Source organism: Flavobacterium bomense (genome assembly GCF_003970355.1).
In genome coordinates, this window is record NZ_RYDJ01000007.1 from 91,794 (window position 1) to 107,070 (window position 15,277).

Annotated in this window: 17 protein-coding genes; 7 read left to right on the forward strand and 10 right to left on the reverse strand. The window is 34.7% G+C overall.

Going from position 1 to position 15,277, the window contains the following annotated elements:
- Positions 1-98 precede the first annotated feature (98 nt).
- Both EKL98_RS08110 and EKL98_RS08115 read right to left on the reverse strand, forming a co-directional pair.
- Complete coding sequence (locus EKL98_RS08110; RefSeq protein ID WP_126554242.1) at positions 99-863, reverse strand: TIGR02757 family protein; 765 nt, start codon at positions 861-863, stop codon at positions 99-101.
- 138 nt (positions 864-1,001) lie between these two features.
- On the reverse strand, positions 1,002-1,664 hold the full coding sequence (locus EKL98_RS08115) for an ABC transporter ATP-binding protein (RefSeq protein ID WP_126454557.1): 663 nt from the start codon (positions 1,662-1,664) through the stop codon (positions 1,002-1,004).
- Between the two features lie 145 nt (positions 1,665-1,809).
- Between EKL98_RS08115 and msrA the strand changes: the two genes are divergently transcribed.
- Entirely contained in the window at positions 1,810-2,457 is a 648-nt protein-coding gene (gene msrA / locus EKL98_RS08120) for a peptide-methionine (S)-S-oxide reductase MsrA (protein WP_126561998.1), read from the forward strand.
- A gap of 46 nt (positions 2,458-2,503) precedes the next feature.
- Positions 2,504-2,803: a hypothetical protein gene (locus EKL98_RS08125; RefSeq protein ID WP_126462282.1), complete on the forward strand. Its 300-nt coding sequence runs from the start codon at positions 2,504-2,506 to the stop codon at positions 2,801-2,803.
- 16 nt (positions 2,804-2,819) lie between these two features.
- Here the strand turns inward: EKL98_RS08125 and EKL98_RS08130 are convergent, their stop codons facing one another.
- The 5 genes from EKL98_RS08130 to EKL98_RS08150 all read right to left on the reverse strand — a co-directional run bounded on the left by EKL98_RS08130 (position 2,820) and on the right by EKL98_RS08150 (position 6,993).
- On the reverse strand, positions 2,820-3,122 hold the full coding sequence (locus tag EKL98_RS08130) for a DUF6787 family protein (RefSeq protein ID WP_126462279.1): 303 nt from the start codon (positions 3,120-3,122) through the stop codon (positions 2,820-2,822).
- A gap of 32 nt (positions 3,123-3,154) precedes the next feature.
- The gene (locus EKL98_RS08135) at positions 3,155-3,589 is read right to left on the reverse strand and encodes a DUF6146 family protein (RefSeq protein ID WP_126561999.1); all 435 of its coding nucleotides are present in this window, start codon (positions 3,587-3,589) and stop codon (positions 3,155-3,157) included.
- 117 nt (positions 3,590-3,706) lie between these two features.
- Entirely contained in the window at positions 3,707-4,657 is a 951-nt protein-coding gene (locus EKL98_RS08140; RefSeq protein ID WP_126554246.1) for a D-2-hydroxyacid dehydrogenase, read from the reverse strand.
- A gap of 113 nt (positions 4,658-4,770) precedes the next feature.
- On the reverse strand, positions 4,771-5,841 hold the full coding sequence (serC, locus tag EKL98_RS08145) for a 3-phosphoserine/phosphohydroxythreonine transaminase (protein ID WP_126462272.1): 1,071 nt from the start codon (positions 5,839-5,841) through the stop codon (positions 4,771-4,773).
- Between the two features lie 93 nt (positions 5,842-5,934).
- Positions 5,935-6,993 carry an acyl-CoA reductase gene (locus EKL98_RS08150; protein WP_126562000.1) on the reverse strand — a complete coding sequence of 353 codons (1,059 nt, stop codon included), beginning with the start codon at positions 6,991-6,993 and terminating at the stop codon, positions 5,935-5,937.
- Positions 6,994-7,129: 136 nt separating this feature from the next.
- Here EKL98_RS08150 and EKL98_RS08155 point away from each other — a divergent pair, with 136 nt between their 5' ends.
- Positions 7,130-7,480, forward strand: a complete 351-nt coding sequence (locus EKL98_RS08155) for a 4Fe-4S dicluster domain-containing protein (RefSeq protein ID WP_126454541.1) — start codon at positions 7,130-7,132, stop codon at positions 7,478-7,480.
- 54 nt (positions 7,481-7,534) lie between these two features.
- Here EKL98_RS08155 and EKL98_RS08160 read toward each other — a convergent pair whose 3' ends face one another.
- The 3 genes from EKL98_RS08160 to EKL98_RS08170 all read right to left on the reverse strand — a co-directional run bounded on the left by EKL98_RS08160 (position 7,535) and on the right by EKL98_RS08170 (position 10,084).
- Entirely contained in the window at positions 7,535-8,275 is a 741-nt protein-coding gene (locus EKL98_RS08160; RefSeq protein ID WP_126562001.1) for a class I SAM-dependent DNA methyltransferase, read from the reverse strand.
- 493 nt (positions 8,276-8,768) lie between these two features.
- Positions 8,769-9,554 (reverse strand): anti-sigma factor, encoded by a 786-nt coding sequence (locus tag EKL98_RS08165; protein WP_126462262.1) that lies wholly within the window; start codon positions 9,552-9,554, stop codon positions 8,769-8,771.
- Positions 9,554-10,084, reverse strand: coding sequence for an RNA polymerase sigma factor (locus tag EKL98_RS08170; RefSeq protein ID WP_126462259.1), 531 nt, complete (start codon positions 10,082-10,084; stop codon positions 9,554-9,556). The genes EKL98_RS08165 and EKL98_RS08170 overlap by 1 nt, the downstream gene beginning before the upstream one ends.
- A gap of 233 nt (positions 10,085-10,317) precedes the next feature.
- Between EKL98_RS08170 and EKL98_RS08175 the strand changes: the two genes are divergently transcribed.
- The 4 genes from EKL98_RS08175 to EKL98_RS08190 all read left to right on the forward strand — a co-directional run bounded on the left by EKL98_RS08175 (position 10,318) and on the right by EKL98_RS08190 (position 15,201).
- The gene (locus EKL98_RS08175; RefSeq protein WP_126462256.1) at positions 10,318-10,971 is read left to right on the forward strand and encodes a DUF4331 family protein; all 654 of its coding nucleotides are present in this window, start codon (positions 10,318-10,320) and stop codon (positions 10,969-10,971) included.
- A 64-nt stretch (positions 10,972-11,035) separates the two neighbouring features.
- On the forward strand, positions 11,036-11,590 hold the full coding sequence (locus EKL98_RS08180) for a DUF4331 family protein (RefSeq protein WP_126562002.1): 555 nt from the start codon (positions 11,036-11,038) through the stop codon (positions 11,588-11,590).
- Positions 11,591-11,685: 95 nt separating this feature from the next.
- Positions 11,686-12,981 (forward strand): tetratricopeptide repeat protein, encoded by a 1,296-nt coding sequence (locus EKL98_RS08185; protein ID WP_126562003.1) that lies wholly within the window; start codon positions 11,686-11,688, stop codon positions 12,979-12,981.
- 6 nt (positions 12,982-12,987) lie between these two features.
- Entirely contained in the window at positions 12,988-15,201 is a 2,214-nt protein-coding gene (locus tag EKL98_RS08190) for a TonB-dependent receptor (protein WP_126562004.1), read from the forward strand.
- The last annotated feature ends 76 nt before the right edge of the window (positions 15,202-15,277 follow it).

The window sequence follows — 15,277 nt, forward strand, 5'->3', positions numbered from 1 at the left end:
CTATTTATGACAGATGAAATTTTCGGGTTATTTTAATGTAAACTATTTTACACCATAGAAAAAAAATCCCCTAAAATTAAATTAACTTTTACCCCCTGCTAAAATCCCTCGAAAACCCCCAGTCCAAACAAAGCAAAATCATATTTAACAGGATCTATACCATCTAATTTACGAAGGTTTGTATCTAATTCAGACAAGGCTTTTCCATCATTTTGTTTGCGTGTCAAGAGACCTAATTTTCGGGCTACATTACCGGAATGTACATCCAAGGGACAAGATAATGAAGCGGGAGAAATGCTTTTCCAGATTCCTAAATCGACTCCCTTATTATCTTGACGAATCATCCACCTGAGGTACATGTTAATTCTCTTTGCTGCTGAATTGTTCAGCGGATCGGAGATGTGCTTTTGGGTCCTGTGCGGATGCGGAATTTCAAAAAATATTTTCTTGAATTCATGGATGCTTTTTTGCATCGAATGAGTTTCCTGATGTTTGCTGAAAACCACTTCTAAACCACCATGATTGGCATAAACGTGCTGCAAACTTCTGATGAAACTAGCAAAATCCTGTCCGTTGAAAGTGCGGTGTACAAACAATTCCAATTGTTCCAAATCATTTTCTGTATGTGACATGACAAAATCATACGGTGCATTTCCCATTAAATCCATCATGCGATGTGAATTTTTGATAATCATCTTACGGTTTCCCCAAGCAATGGTAGCGCTGAGAAAACCGGCAATTTCAATGTCTTCTTTTTGTGAAAACAAATGCGGGATTTGTACCGGATCACTTTCTATGAAATCGAGTGTGTTGTATTGTAGGACTTTTTCGTCGAGGAAATCTTTAAGTTCTGATGGATTCATTATAGAGGATGACTTTGGATACTAATTTGTTTTAGGAAGTACAGCTAGTTCTTTCAAGGTATAGCCCAGATAGAAACGGCATCCTTTTTATTTTTTCTTTAAAAATAAAAAGATAGAGTGTATAGCTGGAAATAGCTCCTAATTACTAATCAAACCGTCTACCATTATTAGTTTTCTGTCGGCCATATTGGCTAATTCCTCGTTGTGTGTTACAATTACAAACGTTTGTCCCAATTCATCACGCAGTTTGAAAAATAATTGATGTAGGTTTTCAGCAGAAGCCGTGTCTAGATTCCCGGAAGGCTCATCAGCAAAAATGATAGCAGGTTTATTAATAAGCGCTCTGGCCACCGCCACACGTTGCTGTTCCCCGCCGGAAAGCTCGTTGGGTTTGTGATTCATTCTATGGGAAAGACCAAGATAAGTCAGTAGTTTTTTAGCTTCAATTTCCGTTTCAACTTTGGGCTTATTAGCAATGAAAGCAGGTATGCACACATTTTCTAATGCGCTAAATTCTGGTAACAATTGGTGAAATTGGAATATAAAACCTAAATTTAAGTTTCTGAATTTGGATAAGTTTTTGTCATTCATCGTCAGAATGTCCTCATTGTTGATGCGTAATTCAATTCCGTTTTCAAGGCTTGGCTTGTCTAAAGTACCAAGGATTTGTAAAAGTGTTGTTTTTCCGGCTCCTGAAGCACCAACGATAGAGACAATCTCTCCTTTTTGAATATGTAAATCAACTCCTTTTAACACATGGAGTTGATCGTAATATTTATGTAAATTTTTGGCTTGTATCATTATAATCTATTTTTACAAAGAAACAAAGATTTTCATGATTATGAATTGGAACACCGTTTATTTTCCTTTGACAAACTATAAACTTTAGTTAAGAGTGGATATTCACAACGATTTAATGAATAAATTTGATCTTAAATCATAGGTTATGAATAAAATAATTGGGATTTTTTTAGCACTATTGCCTTTTTCATTTTGTGCAAAAGAAAAAAATAGTACTTTGCCTAAAAGTATAGAAACAAAAAATATGGAAATACAAAACAAAATGGAAGTTGCAACCTTTGCGGGAGGTTGTTTCTGGTGTACCGAAGCAGTTTTTTTACAACTAGACGGCGTGAGCAAGGTAGTTTCAGGATATATAGGCGGAAACACAGTAAATCCTACATATCAGCAAATAGGTACTGGTGACACTGGTCATGCCGAAGCGATTGAAATTACGTTTGATCCTAATAAAATAAGTTTTGGAGAGCTATTGGAAATATTCTTTGCCACACATGATCCTACAACTTTGAACCGTCAGGGGAATGATATTGGGACGCAATACCGAAGTGAAATTTTTTACCACAATCCTTTCCAGAAACAGTTATCCGAGGATTATATGGCTTTGATGACTACTGAGAACACATTTGGAAAACCAATTGTTACTAAAATTTCATCAGCAACGAAGTTTTATGTAGGGGAGGATTACCATCAAAACTACTACAATCAGAACAAAACACAAGGATATTGCAGTTATGTGATCACACCCAAAATTGATAAATTAAAAAAAATATATCAGGATAAACTCAAAAAATAATTGGCACTAGAGATTTGTACGCATTCCAAAATAAAATCAAAATTTTATGACAGAACAGGTGTCCGTTAGCGCAGAAAGCAGTAAGACCAGAAATCTCTTTTTAGGAATTCTGTTTGATGCCATCGGTATGCTTTCGTTCGTTGTTCCTTTTATAGGGGAGTTTTCAGATGTAATTTGGGCTCCTCTAGCCGGTTTTTTGATGACATGGATGTATAAAGGAACAATTGGACGGGTAGGAGGAGTGATTACTTTTCTGGAAGAAATTTTACCGTTTTCGGATTTTATTCCCACCTTTACCTTAACTTGGATTTACAAGTATGTAATTAAAAACAAAAACGCCTCGTAATTCGAGGCGTTTTTAGTTATTTCTTAAAAATAAATTCTAATCCCATGCGTTTAAGCATCTTTTTTTCGAAAGTCCAAAAGAATTTGAACTGTCCGAACAAAAAGCCTATTAACACTAATAATACTTGATAGATGGGGAAAATTAGAACTAACCGAACAGGAGTAAACCAATGCCCTAATTCTTCGGAAGTAATTCCCAGCCAAAAACAAAAAGGTTCGGACAACCATGCCGATGCGGATCCGGTTATTGCAAAAACAATAAATATAAGGGTAAGTTGGAAATTAGTTTCAATCCCCCAACGCTGTTTCAGTTTGTTCATTTTTATTTATAATCAATACAAAGATAGTGACATTATCTGATGGGGACAAAACCAAAGAATTTTTGTTTATGCGTGTTTTGAAAATAAATCATATAATTGTAGATCAAATAATTTACTTCATACCCATAATCAATGTTATGGTCATAATTGATTGTCAATTCATACAAATTGGGATCATAGCGTTGCGGTTGCAACACCCGACTGTTCCATTCCATCACATAAAGTTGGTTTTTGCTTTCCAAAAAAGGTTGGGAATGATAATTTCTTGGAAAAGCCCTTGAGTTAAGCCAAAGGCTAAAACCAGGATCAATAATTATCACCTCGTATTCCAGTTCCTCATTTGCAATACGAACTGTGTCGCCTTGAGCGGCAACAGATTTCTCGGTACTTGGAAATGCAGTTTTAGAAGATGTGCATCCCAAAATCACACAAAAAATGACGATAATGATGCAGTAACTTTTTTTCATGATAAAAAATTGAATTATAAAGTTACGAAAAACAAATCATTGATTGGTAGGATTTTAAACAAAAAAAGAGGCTGTTTGTATCAAACAGCCTCTCATTAAATATTTAATTTGAAAATACTAACCTAATATGCTAATAATTTGGGAAGCTAATTCAGTCCCAATTCTATCTTGTGCTTCTCCTGTTGCCGCTCCAATATGTGGAGTCAACGAGATTTTATGATGCATCAAAATAGCCATTTCAGGAGTTGGTTCATTTTCAAAAACGTCTAATCCTGCAAATAATACTTTTCCGCTGTCTAATGCTTTTACTAATGCAACTTCGTCAATAACACCGCCACGGGCACAGTTTACAATTCCTACACCCTCTTTCATAATAGCAAGTGCTGCCTCTCCAATGATGTAACCATCTTGTGCAGGAACGTGTAACGTAATGAAATCAGCTTCTTTGAATAAAGATTCTAATGATTGAGAAACGATTGTGGTCGTGATGGATTGTCCGTCAAAAAATTCGACTTTAACATCTACTTGCGGGATAAAACTATCGGCAGCAATCACTTTCATTCCTAGTCCTAACGCCATTTTAGCGGTAGCCTGACCAATACGGCCAATTCCAACAATTCCCAGTGTTTTTCCTCTTAGTTCAATTCCGTTCGCATAAGCTTTCTTCAAACCATCAAAGTTGGTATCTCCTTCAAGCGGCATATTTCTGTTCGAATCATGCAAGAAACGAACGCCGGAAAATAAATGTGCAAAAACCAATTCAGCCACTGATTCTGAGGATGAAGCTGGAGTATTAATCACGTGAATCCCTTTGCTTTTAGCATAATCCACATCAATATTATCCATACCTACACCACCACGACCTATGATTTTCAGCCCTGGGCAAGCGTCAATGATATCTTTCCGAACTTTAGTTGCACTTCGTACCAAGACCACACTTACATTATTTTCGTTTACAAAATTAGCCACTTGTTCCTGTGCTACTTTTGTTGTTATTACTTCAAATCCACCTTTTTCTAAAGCTAGAATTCCACTTTTAGAAATTCCGTCATTGGCTAATACTTTCATTTGTATTTTATATTTAAAGATTGAAAAATTTAAAGATTCAATCTATGTTGTTTAATGTGTGATTGATTAAAAATTGATTTTTCAAATCTTTAAATCATTCAATATTTTAATTTTTAAATTCCTTTTTCCAAAGCCTGCATTACATCCACTAATACTTGAACACTTTCTAACGGGAGTGCATTGTACATAGAAGCTCTGTAACCACCTACTGAACGGTGTCCGGGCAAACCTGAAATTCCCGCTGCTTTCCACATTGCATCAAATGTGGCAGCATGTGCTTCATCATTTAATAAGAAAGTAGCATTCATGTTCGAACGATCTTCAACAGCTGCAGCGCCTTTGAATAATGGGTTTCTGTCAATTTCTCCGTAAATCAACGCTGCTTTAGCATTGTTTATTTTTTCAATAGCGGCAATACCACCAAGATTTTTCAACCATTGTAAGGTCAACAAGGAAGCATAAACCGGAAAAACAGGGGGTGTATTGTACATACTTTCTGCTTTGATATGTTTAGTATAATCCAACATGCTTGGGATTATTCTACCACTTTTACCCAAGATTTCTTCTTTTACAACAATCAGGGTAGTTCCTGCTGGTCCCATATTTTTTTGGGCTCCGGCATAAATCAAATCAAATTTAGAAAAGTCTAATTGTCGTGAAAATATATCAGAGCTCATGTCACATACAATTGGCATGTCCAATGCCGGGAATTCCTTCATTTGTGTACCAAAAATAGTGTTGTTACTCGTGCAGTGAAAATAATCAGCATCTGCTGGTACTGCGTATCCTTTTGGAATATGATTGTAATTTTCGTCTTTTGAGGAAGCAACAACTACTGTGTCACCAAAAAGCTTAGCTTCTTTTATAGCACCAGCTGCCCAGGTTCCGGAATCAAGATACGCCGCTTTTCCGCCCTCTTTCATCAAGTTATAGGGAGCCATAATAAATTCTAGACTCGCTCCGCCTGCCAGAAATAAGGCGCTGTAGCCTTTGCCTTCAAGTCCTAAAAGTTCAATAACCAGTGTTCTCGCTTCGTCCATAACGGCAACAAAATCCTTGCTTCTGTGTGATATTTCTAAAAGGGATAATCCGGAATCATTAAAATTTAAAATAGCTTGTGCTGATTTTTCAAAAACTTCTTGCGGTAAAATACAAGGTCCTGCGCTGTAGTTGTGTTTTTTCATGGTGTAGTTTATGTCCAAAAAATTAAAGTGCAAATTTCGACAATAGGAGTTTAAAAAACGTTAATTAATTCGGAATAATTGTACTTTTTTCAGCTATATTGTTAACAAAAACGAAATAGTATCGGTATTATCTGCATAATTCCATAATTGGGGATTTTGAGTTTGTCCAAAAGCCACATTGTCATCAATCGTTCTATCCGCTACAACACATTGTATTTGCTCACTTTCTAATTTTAATTTTGTTTTTAATTCATTAATGTCGTCATAAAACTCATAAAAGACACTTGAAATTGGCGAGGCATGACTTTGATCTTCTTTTAAAGTCAGAAATCCATTGTCCAGTAATTTGAAATTACTCATCAGAAAAACCGCCTTATTGTAATCGTAATTGTTAGCATATTTTTCGTAATGAATGACGTCTTGGTACACAAATATGGCTTCAAAAAACGGAACAAACGAATATCCTTTTGGCACAAAAAGTTTAGAAACATTGCGGCAACCCAATCCGAAATAGCGAAAAATATCTTCGCCTAAAGCAGTAAGTTGTTCTTGGGTTTCATTTCCGGTTAAAACCGCTACTGAATTTCTGCTTTTTCTAATAATAGACGGTTTGTCTTTAAAATAATATTCAAAATAACGGGCTGTGTTGTTGCTTCCTGTGGCAATAACGGCATCAAAATTCTCTAATTTTCCATCTACAAAGGTAATATTCTTAGCTAATCCTGGTTGTACTGCAATGATGTATTTAGCTAAAAAAGGTAATAAATGCTGGTCATTTGACGATGTTTTAACCAACACATTATTTCCTGTAATTAGAACCGATAGAAAATCGTGAAAACCCACCAACGGAATATTTCCGGCAAGAATTAAGGCGATGTTTTCAGATTCTTGTATTGGAATAGTATAACTGGAAAGCCATTGGTTTAAGTTCTTTTCTGTCAGAGCTTCTGCCCAAGAATGTATCGAGAAATAGACGTTTTCTGGGGTGTACCAGCCATTATGCGATTGCGATAATTGTATCAAGTCAACAAAAGCATCAAAAAACGCTTCGTTGTGCAAAACAGTCGGATTTTTTAACGTGTTGTTTTCGGAAAACTGACTTAAAAATTTCCCTAATTCAACAAAAACACTTTTTTTTGTTTCTAATGTCATAATGTTTGCTTATGAATAGTTTTGATTGTAATTTTGCACAAAAATAAGCATAATTATGTCGAAAGTCAAAAGTCCTAATGTCAAAAGAACATTTGATATTTTACCTTCGATATTTTGACTTTAAAACAATAAAAAGATGGCAATTATTATAACAGACGAATGTATCAATTGTGGTGCTTGTGAGCCCGAGTGTCCAAATACCGCAATATATGAAGGAGCAGACGATTGGAGATACAAAGACGGAACAAAACTGAAAGGGAAAGTGATTTTGCCTGATGGGTCCGAAGTAGATTCCGATGAAGCTCAAACTCCAATTTCTGACGAAGTGTATTATATTGTACCCGGAAAATGTACGGAGTGTAAAGGATTTCACGATGAGCCACAATGTGCGGCCGTATGCCCGGTAGATTGCTGTATTCCGGATGACAATCATGTAGAAAGCGAAGAGACTTTACTGAACAGACAAGCGTTTTTACACAACGAATAGCAAATAATTTTGTATTGATATAAATCCTGAGTCTGATGCTCGGGATTTTTTTTTCTATTTTTTTCGTGCAACAATAACATACGTATCGTAAGCGTAGGTTTTTCTATCGATGGTTTGAATGATTTCAAAGTCATTTAAATATAAAAATAGTTGTATTTCGTTTAAGGTAAAAACACGAACGGTAGAAAAATCATCGGCAATTATTTCTTTTTTATCATTTTTCATGGTGTAATAAAGTGCTGTCCAATCCAGCATGAAATTTTCTAAGGCAGTTGTTCTCCACTTGCTGTTGCGATAGAAGTCTATTCCTTGGTAGGTAGCTTCGTGAAGTGTTACAGGATTTTCTTTAATAAAAGGGATAAATCTATTAGCATCTATAAAGTCAAAAATGAGAATTCCCTCTTTACTCAGGTTTTTATAAATAGAACAGAACGTATTATTTAGATCTTGATTTGTTATCAAATAACTGGTAGAGCGTCCCGTAATTAATATGGAATCAACAGGTTTTTGTAGTTTAAAATCCCTCATGTCTCCCAGAATAAAAATCCCATTTTCATTTCTTTTTTTGGCAATTGCAATCATACTTTGGCTGTAATCCAAACCAATATAATCGATGTAATTTTGTAAAAACCGTTTGGCTAGATTGCCTGTTCCACTGCCAATTTCCAAAACTGTTTTGCACTCGTGTTCCTTAATTAAATTGGTATAGAATTGATATTCTGCATCATAATCAATAAAGGTTTGGTACATGGCGTCAAAAATTGAGGCCATTTTTCCATCATAAAGATTTGCCATGATAAGGTGTTTTAAAGACTAAATTTAGGGAGAATAAATGATATAAAAAAAGGGTTGTCTCAAATTAAAAATAAACCAGTCACTATTGTTTGTATTTCGAATTGGGAAAACCTATGATTTCCAAAGATCTATTTCACTCTCAAGGAGGTGAGTTTGATAAAAAGTAAAAAGCAGCGATGGAATAGGAATTTCTTTCTCCCGGAATAACTTCTTGTTTTTCGGATTTGGTTGTGCTTTGAGGATAATTTGATGTATACTCACTTCAATTACTTCGTCAAATAGATGGCCTAGCGGCACTAAGTCTTGTCTTGAAGAAGGCTAAAGCTTTATTTGCTTTTGATGAAAGGCTTTAAAAACAGGTTTTTGAAATTACATAGTATGGATTAAAAACCAGAAAATCGTAAAAATAGAATGCTTATTCTGTTAATTTGAATATATAAATAGGCTGTCCTTTTGAGATAGCCTATTTATATTGATCCAAAAAAGGAATTAGTTATACTTTTCCTAAGGTGTATAATTGTTCCATTGTAGGAGTCAAACTTCCGCCTGCGGGTTCTAATGTAATTCCAAAGGCTTCCGCTTCATTAGCATTATTTACTGCAAATAATTTTTGTTCATTTACATCAAAATCTTCTAATAATCCAATGCTGGTAGGAGTCAGCGGACTTAATTTTAACGCCCAAACCTGATATACCATTCCTTCTGGCGGTTCTGGCAAGCCTGCAGCATCAATATAAACCACTTTGGTGTCTTGATTCCAGTATACTTTTGCAAAGGATTCCGGAGCTACAGTTTGCCCTCCAAGAGCTACTACTGTATTTTTAGTATCCCTTACAACGGCTAAACTCGTTTCAATTGTTGTATTTTTTAATTTTAAGACATTAAATTCTTTTTCTAATTTAGCTTTCTCAATTGCTGTAGTAGCAACTTGTGTATTGGTCTGATCCAGTTGATTGTATTGGTACCCAATACCAACTAATAATAGTATAGCTGCAGCCCAACCAATGTACTGAGCTCTATTGTTAGTAGGTTGTAATGGTATGACTTGAGCATGTTTAAGTTCTAGCTTTTCTTTTATTTTTTCGAAATTAGCTACAGAATGAAAGGGTGAAAAGCTGGATGATATAGCAATAATCGCTTTCTCAATAGCAATAATTTCTGCATTTATTTCCGGACTGTTTTTCGCCATAGTGGTAACTTCTTCGTTTTCGGGTTCACTCAGTAAACCGTAAACGTAAAGCTCCAGAATTCCTGATTCAATATATTCTTTTGTTTCCATTATACTTTCAAATAATTTCGTAGGTCATTAATACAATTTCTATTTTGTGTTTTTACAGTTCCTAAAGGTATTGCCAACTCATCCGAAGCTTCCTGCTGGGTGTAACCTTTAAAAAAAAGTAAATCTATTATTTGAATACATTTTGGTTTCAGTCTTTTTACAAATTCCTGCAACCCTATTGTATCCACTTTGTCAGACAGTTTGTTGCTGTCTTCAAAATGATTTACGAAATTATCTGAAGAAAGGTTTTTTTGACTGTTATTAAAATTTTTAGAACGTAATTTATCAATAGAGGTATTTCTGGCAATATTTAGAATCCATGTGTAGAACCGACCTTTACTTTCGTGATAGGAATCAATGTTTTTCCAGATTTTGACAAATACATCCTGAAGTACATCTTCAGCTTCTTCTCTGTTTTTTACGAGAACATTGATCACGGAAAATAAGCTTTTCGAATACATATCATATAGATGTGTAAATGCCCTTTCATCTTTCTTGTAAATTAAGACTAACAATTCTTCTTGGCTCATACTATTTTTTATTTATCTCTTACAAATTTATACAATCTTACTTTACAATTGACCTTTTTTATGATTAGTAATACCAAAAAAAATAATTTTTAAAATAATTGAATTTTATTTAAGTATTTAAAATATTGATTGTAAGTAACTTAAATAAAAGTCTATTTTTTTTTAGGGTTAAAAAAAACCAAATCAAGTACAATCCCGTAAATGCTTGTATAACCTTTTAAATTTATAATAAAATGAAAAAATCAAAAATGATTTTAGGTCTTTCGCTAGTGGCGGTTTCAGGCTTAATTTTAGTAGCTGCGGATCACATTGATGCTCCTGCTACAGCATCGGGTGGTGCAAATGATATTACTGACGTGTACGCTTTTCAAGGGCAAGACACTAATAATTTAGTTTTTGCTGTAAATACACAAGGCTTGTTAAGTCCAAATGCAACGGGTGCTGCAAAATTCGATGAAAACACAATGATCGAAATTAATATTGACAACAATGGTGACAATGTTGAGGATTTAGTGATCCAAGCTATCAAAAGAGATGACAAGATGTATTTCTTTGGTCCGGTAGCTCCAGGTACTCCAGGAACTTCAAGCACGATTAAAACGGCTGCTGCCTCAGGAAGTGTTACCATATCTTCTTATGGAGCTGCTGCATTAACGGCAGAGAATAATGGAATGAAATTTTTTGCAGGACCAAGAGACGATCCCTTCTTTTTTGACTTAGGTCAATTTAAAGCTATTCTTGCTGGTACAGCAACTGGATTCAAGAATCCTGGAACAGATACTTTTGCAGGGACTAATGTGCTTTCAGTAGTTGTAGAAGTTCCTAAAGCAATGCTAGGTACTTCAGGAACAGTAAATGTTTGGGCAGAAACCAAGAAAAAACAATAACTATTTTAATTTTAAAGTATGAAATCGGAATCTACGATTTTTAAAATAACTAAATACAAACGTCATGAGTAAAACAAATAAATTCAAAATTATAACAATCGCATTAATAACTGCAGTTGTTTCAGTAAATTGTGATAATAACGATTCAGATTCTGTTTCTGAACCAAGTATTAATTTCACAGGTACTTTTGTACAGCAAGATCAAATGGCTAGACCGGCAATAAACACTGTATTTATTGCTTCAGGATCTCCTAAAGATGAATTTAACGGTACCATTCCTTCAGCAATGGGTGCTAAATATCAATCTGTTTTTCAATCTAGATTAATGGCCTTGAATCCAGGGTATACCACAAATGCATTAGGACAAACGGCTGCTCAGTTTACCGGTCTTTTAGCTACAGATGTATTAGGAGTTTCTAAAACAGCAAAAACAACTTTCTTTGATGGGACTAATATTTTGACAGGAAGAGCTTTGGCTGATGATGTAATCGATGTGGAATTATTATTGGTTTTTGGTGGATCAGCGGGTACTTCAAATCCAGGGCTTACTAAAGATAATGTGAATTCAAATGATAAAACATTTAGCACAACTTTCCCATACCTAGCTTCTGCTTGGTAGTATTTTCTTAAAAAAACAGAGCACTTTATTTAATAATCTTCGCTCTGTTTTTTTATTTTTAAAACAAACAAACAAACAAACAAAATAATTAGAGTATGAAAACTTTAAAAATAATTCCATTTTTGGTTTTCACAATCCTATTAATATTCGGTTGCGAGACTAAATCAGAACAAATTACAAATGCAGATGATTACACGAAATATCTGGGTTTAAAAGATAATAAATCAGTGACTTTTGCTCAGAATGAAATTGATTTTTGGCAAAAAAAATTCGATGCAGCACCCAATCAAATTAGTTATTTAAGTCAGATAGCGGCTAATTACAGTACCCTTTTTGAATATACAGGCGATATTAAAAACCTATATAAAACGGAAGAATTATTAATACAATCGAACGAAGCCTACGATTATTCCAGAGTGTCAACGGTTCGATCTTTAGCAAGAAATTATATCTCTCAGCATCGTTTTAAAGAAGCGTTGGTATTAGCTAATAAAGCATTAGCTATAGGTGAAGGAAAAAAAGAAACTCAAAAATTACTTTTCGACGTTCAAATGGAACTTGGGAATTATCCGGAAGCAGTCAAAAATTTGAATGTGATTAGGGATATGAATAGTTTTGATTATTTGATTCGCTTGGCAAAATGGAACGATCACAAAGGCGATCTTGAAACAGCTATTACTTTTATGGAAAAAGCCAGAGATATTGCTGAGAAAGAAGATAATAAGGTGCTTAAAATTTGGTCCTATTCGAACTTAGGTGATTTTTATGGTCATGCTGGCAGAATTCAGGATTCGTATGACAGTTTCTTAAAAACAGTAGCACTAGATCCTAATTATTCCTATGCTCTAAAAGGAATTGCCTGGATTGTTTTTTCGAAAGAAAGAAACACTGAAGAGGCGAATCGAATTATTGATGCTATTGCCACCACACACAACACTCCAGATTTTTATTTATTAAAATCTCAAATTGCTCAATTTGATGGAAATAAAAGTGAAGAAATAAAAAATAGAAACGCTTATTTTTCGATGATGGAGAAAAATAATTATGGTGCAATGTACAACAAATACAATGCTTTGATTTATGCTGAGGACAAAAATACGGCGCAAAAAGCAATAGAAATTGCTAAGATTGAAGTAGCACACAGGCCCACTGCTGATTCTTATGATTTATTGGCCTGGGCGTACTTAAATGTAGGCGATAATAAAAAGGCTTTAGAAATTGCTCAGCTTCATGTAGCAGGGAAATCCTTTGAGCCAAAGATTCAATACCATTTAGCGATGATTTATAAATCGAATAATTTACCACTCAAAACCAAACCTATCAAGGACGAATTACTTTCTAGTTTATATGAATTGGGGCCTAACTTTGAGAAAAAGGTAAACCAATTATAATTCATTATGAAAAATATTGTTTTAGTATTGATATCCCTTTTTGGGCTGTCTTCTTACGCCCAAATTCAAAAGGGAAAAATTTTGGATCGTGATGGAAATCCAATTGAAAATGCCTATTTAGTCAATACAAATTCTGAGAGTCATGCCCACACTAATGAATTTGGATTGTTTAGTTTGGATAAAACGATTTTGGGAGATGTAATCAAAATAACTGCTTTAGGGTATAAAAAAACAAATTTCATCCTGAATTTTTCCGAGGAGGTAATTGTGATGGAAGACGATATTTTTAGATTGAATGAAATTGTTATTCAACCAAAACTTTCGGCGATGAATGTCATTTCAAAAATAGATTTAGAAACCACTCCTGTAAATTCGTCGCAAGAAATTCTTCGAAAAGTTCCGGGATTATTTATCGGACAACATGCTGGTGGGGGAAAAGCAGAGCAAATATTTTTAAGAGGTTTTGATATTGATCACGGTACAGACATTGCTATTTCAGTAGACGGAATGCCGGTTAATATGGTGTCTCACGCTCACGGTCAAGGTTATGCCGATTTGCATTTTGTAATTCCGGAAACAGTAGAAAAAATAGATTTTGGAAAAGGAACGTATTATGCCAACAAAGGGGATTTTGCTACGGCGGGATACGTTGCTTTCCAAACTAAAGACAAAATTGAAAAAAGTAGTATTGGTATCGAAGTCGGACAATTCAATACCTTAAGAACAGTTGGGCTTTTTAACCTTTTAGGGAATCAAAAAACACAAAGTGCTTATATTGCCACAGAGTATATCCTGACAGACGGTCCCTTTGAATCTCCTCAGAATTTTAACCGAATTAACATATTAGGAAAATATTCGGCTATTTTGAAAGATAACAGCAAGTTTTCAATCTTGGCTTCTCGCTTTTCCAGCAAATGGGATGCTTCAGGCCAAATTCCGCAACGGCTGATTGATGATGGAACGATTTCAAGATTTGGCTCTGTTGACGATACTGAAGGCGGAAATACATCCCGAACGAACTTCAATGCCAGTTTGAGTAAATCTATTGACGAAAATACAGTTCTGAAAGCAAATGCTTTTTATTCAAAATATGAATTTGAATTGTATTCTAACTTTACTTTTTTCCTAAATGACCCCATCAATGGGGACCAGATTAAACAGAAGGAAAACAGGGATATTTATGGAATGAATGCTGAGTTGAACAAGAAAACGAAATGGAATGATACCGATGTTTTGTTCCAATTTGGAGCTGGTTTCCGTGCGGATGCCACTACTGATACGGAACTTTCGCATACGTTGAATAGAAGGACCGTTCTTAAAAATATACAATTAGGAGATATTGATGAGTCTAATTTGTTTACGTATTTGAACTCTGAGTTTACTTTTGGAAAACTGATAATTAATCCGGCCATTCGATTGGATTATTTCAAATTCAATTATCAGGATAAATTGATGGAAAATTATAAAACAGCATCCGAATCGAAAGTAAAGTTTTCTCCAAAACTGAATTTTATTTATTCACAAAATAACAATTTGCAGTTTTTTATAAAATCAGGAATGGGTTTCCATTCGAATGATGCCCGTGTGGTGGTTCAAAACAATGGGAAACAAATACTACCAACTGCAATAGGAACGGATATAGGGACCATTTTTAAACCATTTCCAAAATTGATTGTCAATGCCGCTTTATGGTATTTGTACTTAGAACAAGAATTTGTTTATGTGGGAGATGCCGGAATTGTTGAACCAAGCGGACAATCAAAACGCATGGGTGCTGAACTAGGATTGCGGTATCAATTGAACGATTGGTTGTATTTTGATACGGATGCTAATTATACTTATGCCAGAAGTATTGATGAGCCCAAAGGGCAGGATTACATTCCGTTAGCACCGGATTTTACCACAACTGGAGGATTAAGTTTCCAAAAAGTGAATGGTTTTTCGGGAGGAATTCGGTATCGGTATCTAAAAAATCGCCCGGCAAATGAAGATAATTCGATTGTTGCCAAAGGCTATTTTATATCCGATTTGAATGTTAACTATCAATATAAGAATATGAATTTTGGAATTTCAGTAGAAAATATTTTTGATACTGAATGGAACGAAACCCAGTTTGCCACTGAATCCAGATTACAAAATGAACCACAAAGTGTCGAAGAAATTCATTTAACTCCAGGAACGCCTTTCTTCATGAAAGGAAAAATAACGTATACTTTTTAAATACCACAGTAAGATTTGTTGTTTATTTGTTTGGGAGTCTAGCATTTTTATAATGTTAGGCTCCTTGTTTTTTTAA

What these genes read in the sequence shown, in the direction of transcription:
- EKL98_RS08110 (WP_126554242.1), bottom strand. Translation starts at nt 863, where the DNA reads ATGAATCCATCAGAACTTAAAGATTTCCTCGACGAAAAAGTCCTACAA.
- EKL98_RS08115 (WP_126454557.1), bottom strand. Translation starts at nt 1,664, where the DNA reads ATGATACAAGCCAAAAATTTACATAAATATTACGATCAACTCCATGTG.
- msrA (WP_126561998.1), top strand. Translation starts at nt 1,810, where the DNA reads ATGAATAAAATAATTGGGATTTTTTTAGCACTATTGCCTTTTTCATTT.
- EKL98_RS08125 (WP_126462282.1), top strand. Translation starts at nt 2,504, where the DNA reads ATGACAGAACAGGTGTCCGTTAGCGCAGAAAGCAGTAAGACCAGAAAT.
- EKL98_RS08130 (WP_126462279.1), bottom strand. Translation starts at nt 3,122, where the DNA reads ATGAACAAACTGAAACAGCGTTGGGGGATTGAAACTAATTTCCAACTT.
- EKL98_RS08135 (WP_126561999.1), bottom strand. Translation starts at nt 3,589, where the DNA reads ATGAAAAAAAGTTACTGCATCATTATCGTCATTTTTTGTGTGATTTTG.
- EKL98_RS08140 (WP_126554246.1), bottom strand. Translation starts at nt 4,657, where the DNA reads ATGAAAGTATTAGCCAATGACGGAATTTCTAAAAGTGGAATTCTAGCT.
- serC (WP_126462272.1), bottom strand. Translation starts at nt 5,841, where the DNA reads ATGAAAAAACACAACTACAGCGCAGGACCTTGTATTTTACCGCAAGAA.
- EKL98_RS08150 (WP_126562000.1), bottom strand. Translation starts at nt 6,993, where the DNA reads ATGACATTAGAAACAAAAAAAAGTGTTTTTGTTGAATTAGGGAAATTT.
- EKL98_RS08155 (WP_126454541.1), top strand. Translation starts at nt 7,130, where the DNA reads ATGGCAATTATTATAACAGACGAATGTATCAATTGTGGTGCTTGTGAG.
- EKL98_RS08160 (WP_126562001.1), bottom strand. Translation starts at nt 8,275, where the DNA reads ATGGCAAATCTTTATGATGGAAAAATGGCCTCAATTTTTGACGCCATG.
- EKL98_RS08165 (WP_126462262.1), bottom strand. Translation starts at nt 9,554, where the DNA reads ATGGAAACAAAAGAATATATTGAATCAGGAATTCTGGAGCTTTACGTT.
- EKL98_RS08170 (WP_126462259.1), bottom strand. Translation starts at nt 10,084, where the DNA reads ATGAGCCAAGAAGAATTGTTAGTCTTAATTTACAAGAAAGATGAAAGG.
- EKL98_RS08175 (WP_126462256.1), top strand. Translation starts at nt 10,318, where the DNA reads ATGAAAAAATCAAAAATGATTTTAGGTCTTTCGCTAGTGGCGGTTTCA.
- EKL98_RS08180 (WP_126562002.1), top strand. Translation starts at nt 11,036, where the DNA reads ATGAGTAAAACAAATAAATTCAAAATTATAACAATCGCATTAATAACT.
- EKL98_RS08185 (WP_126562003.1), top strand. Translation starts at nt 11,686, where the DNA reads ATGAAAACTTTAAAAATAATTCCATTTTTGGTTTTCACAATCCTATTA.
- EKL98_RS08190 (WP_126562004.1), top strand. Translation starts at nt 12,988, where the DNA reads ATGAAAAATATTGTTTTAGTATTGATATCCCTTTTTGGGCTGTCTTCT.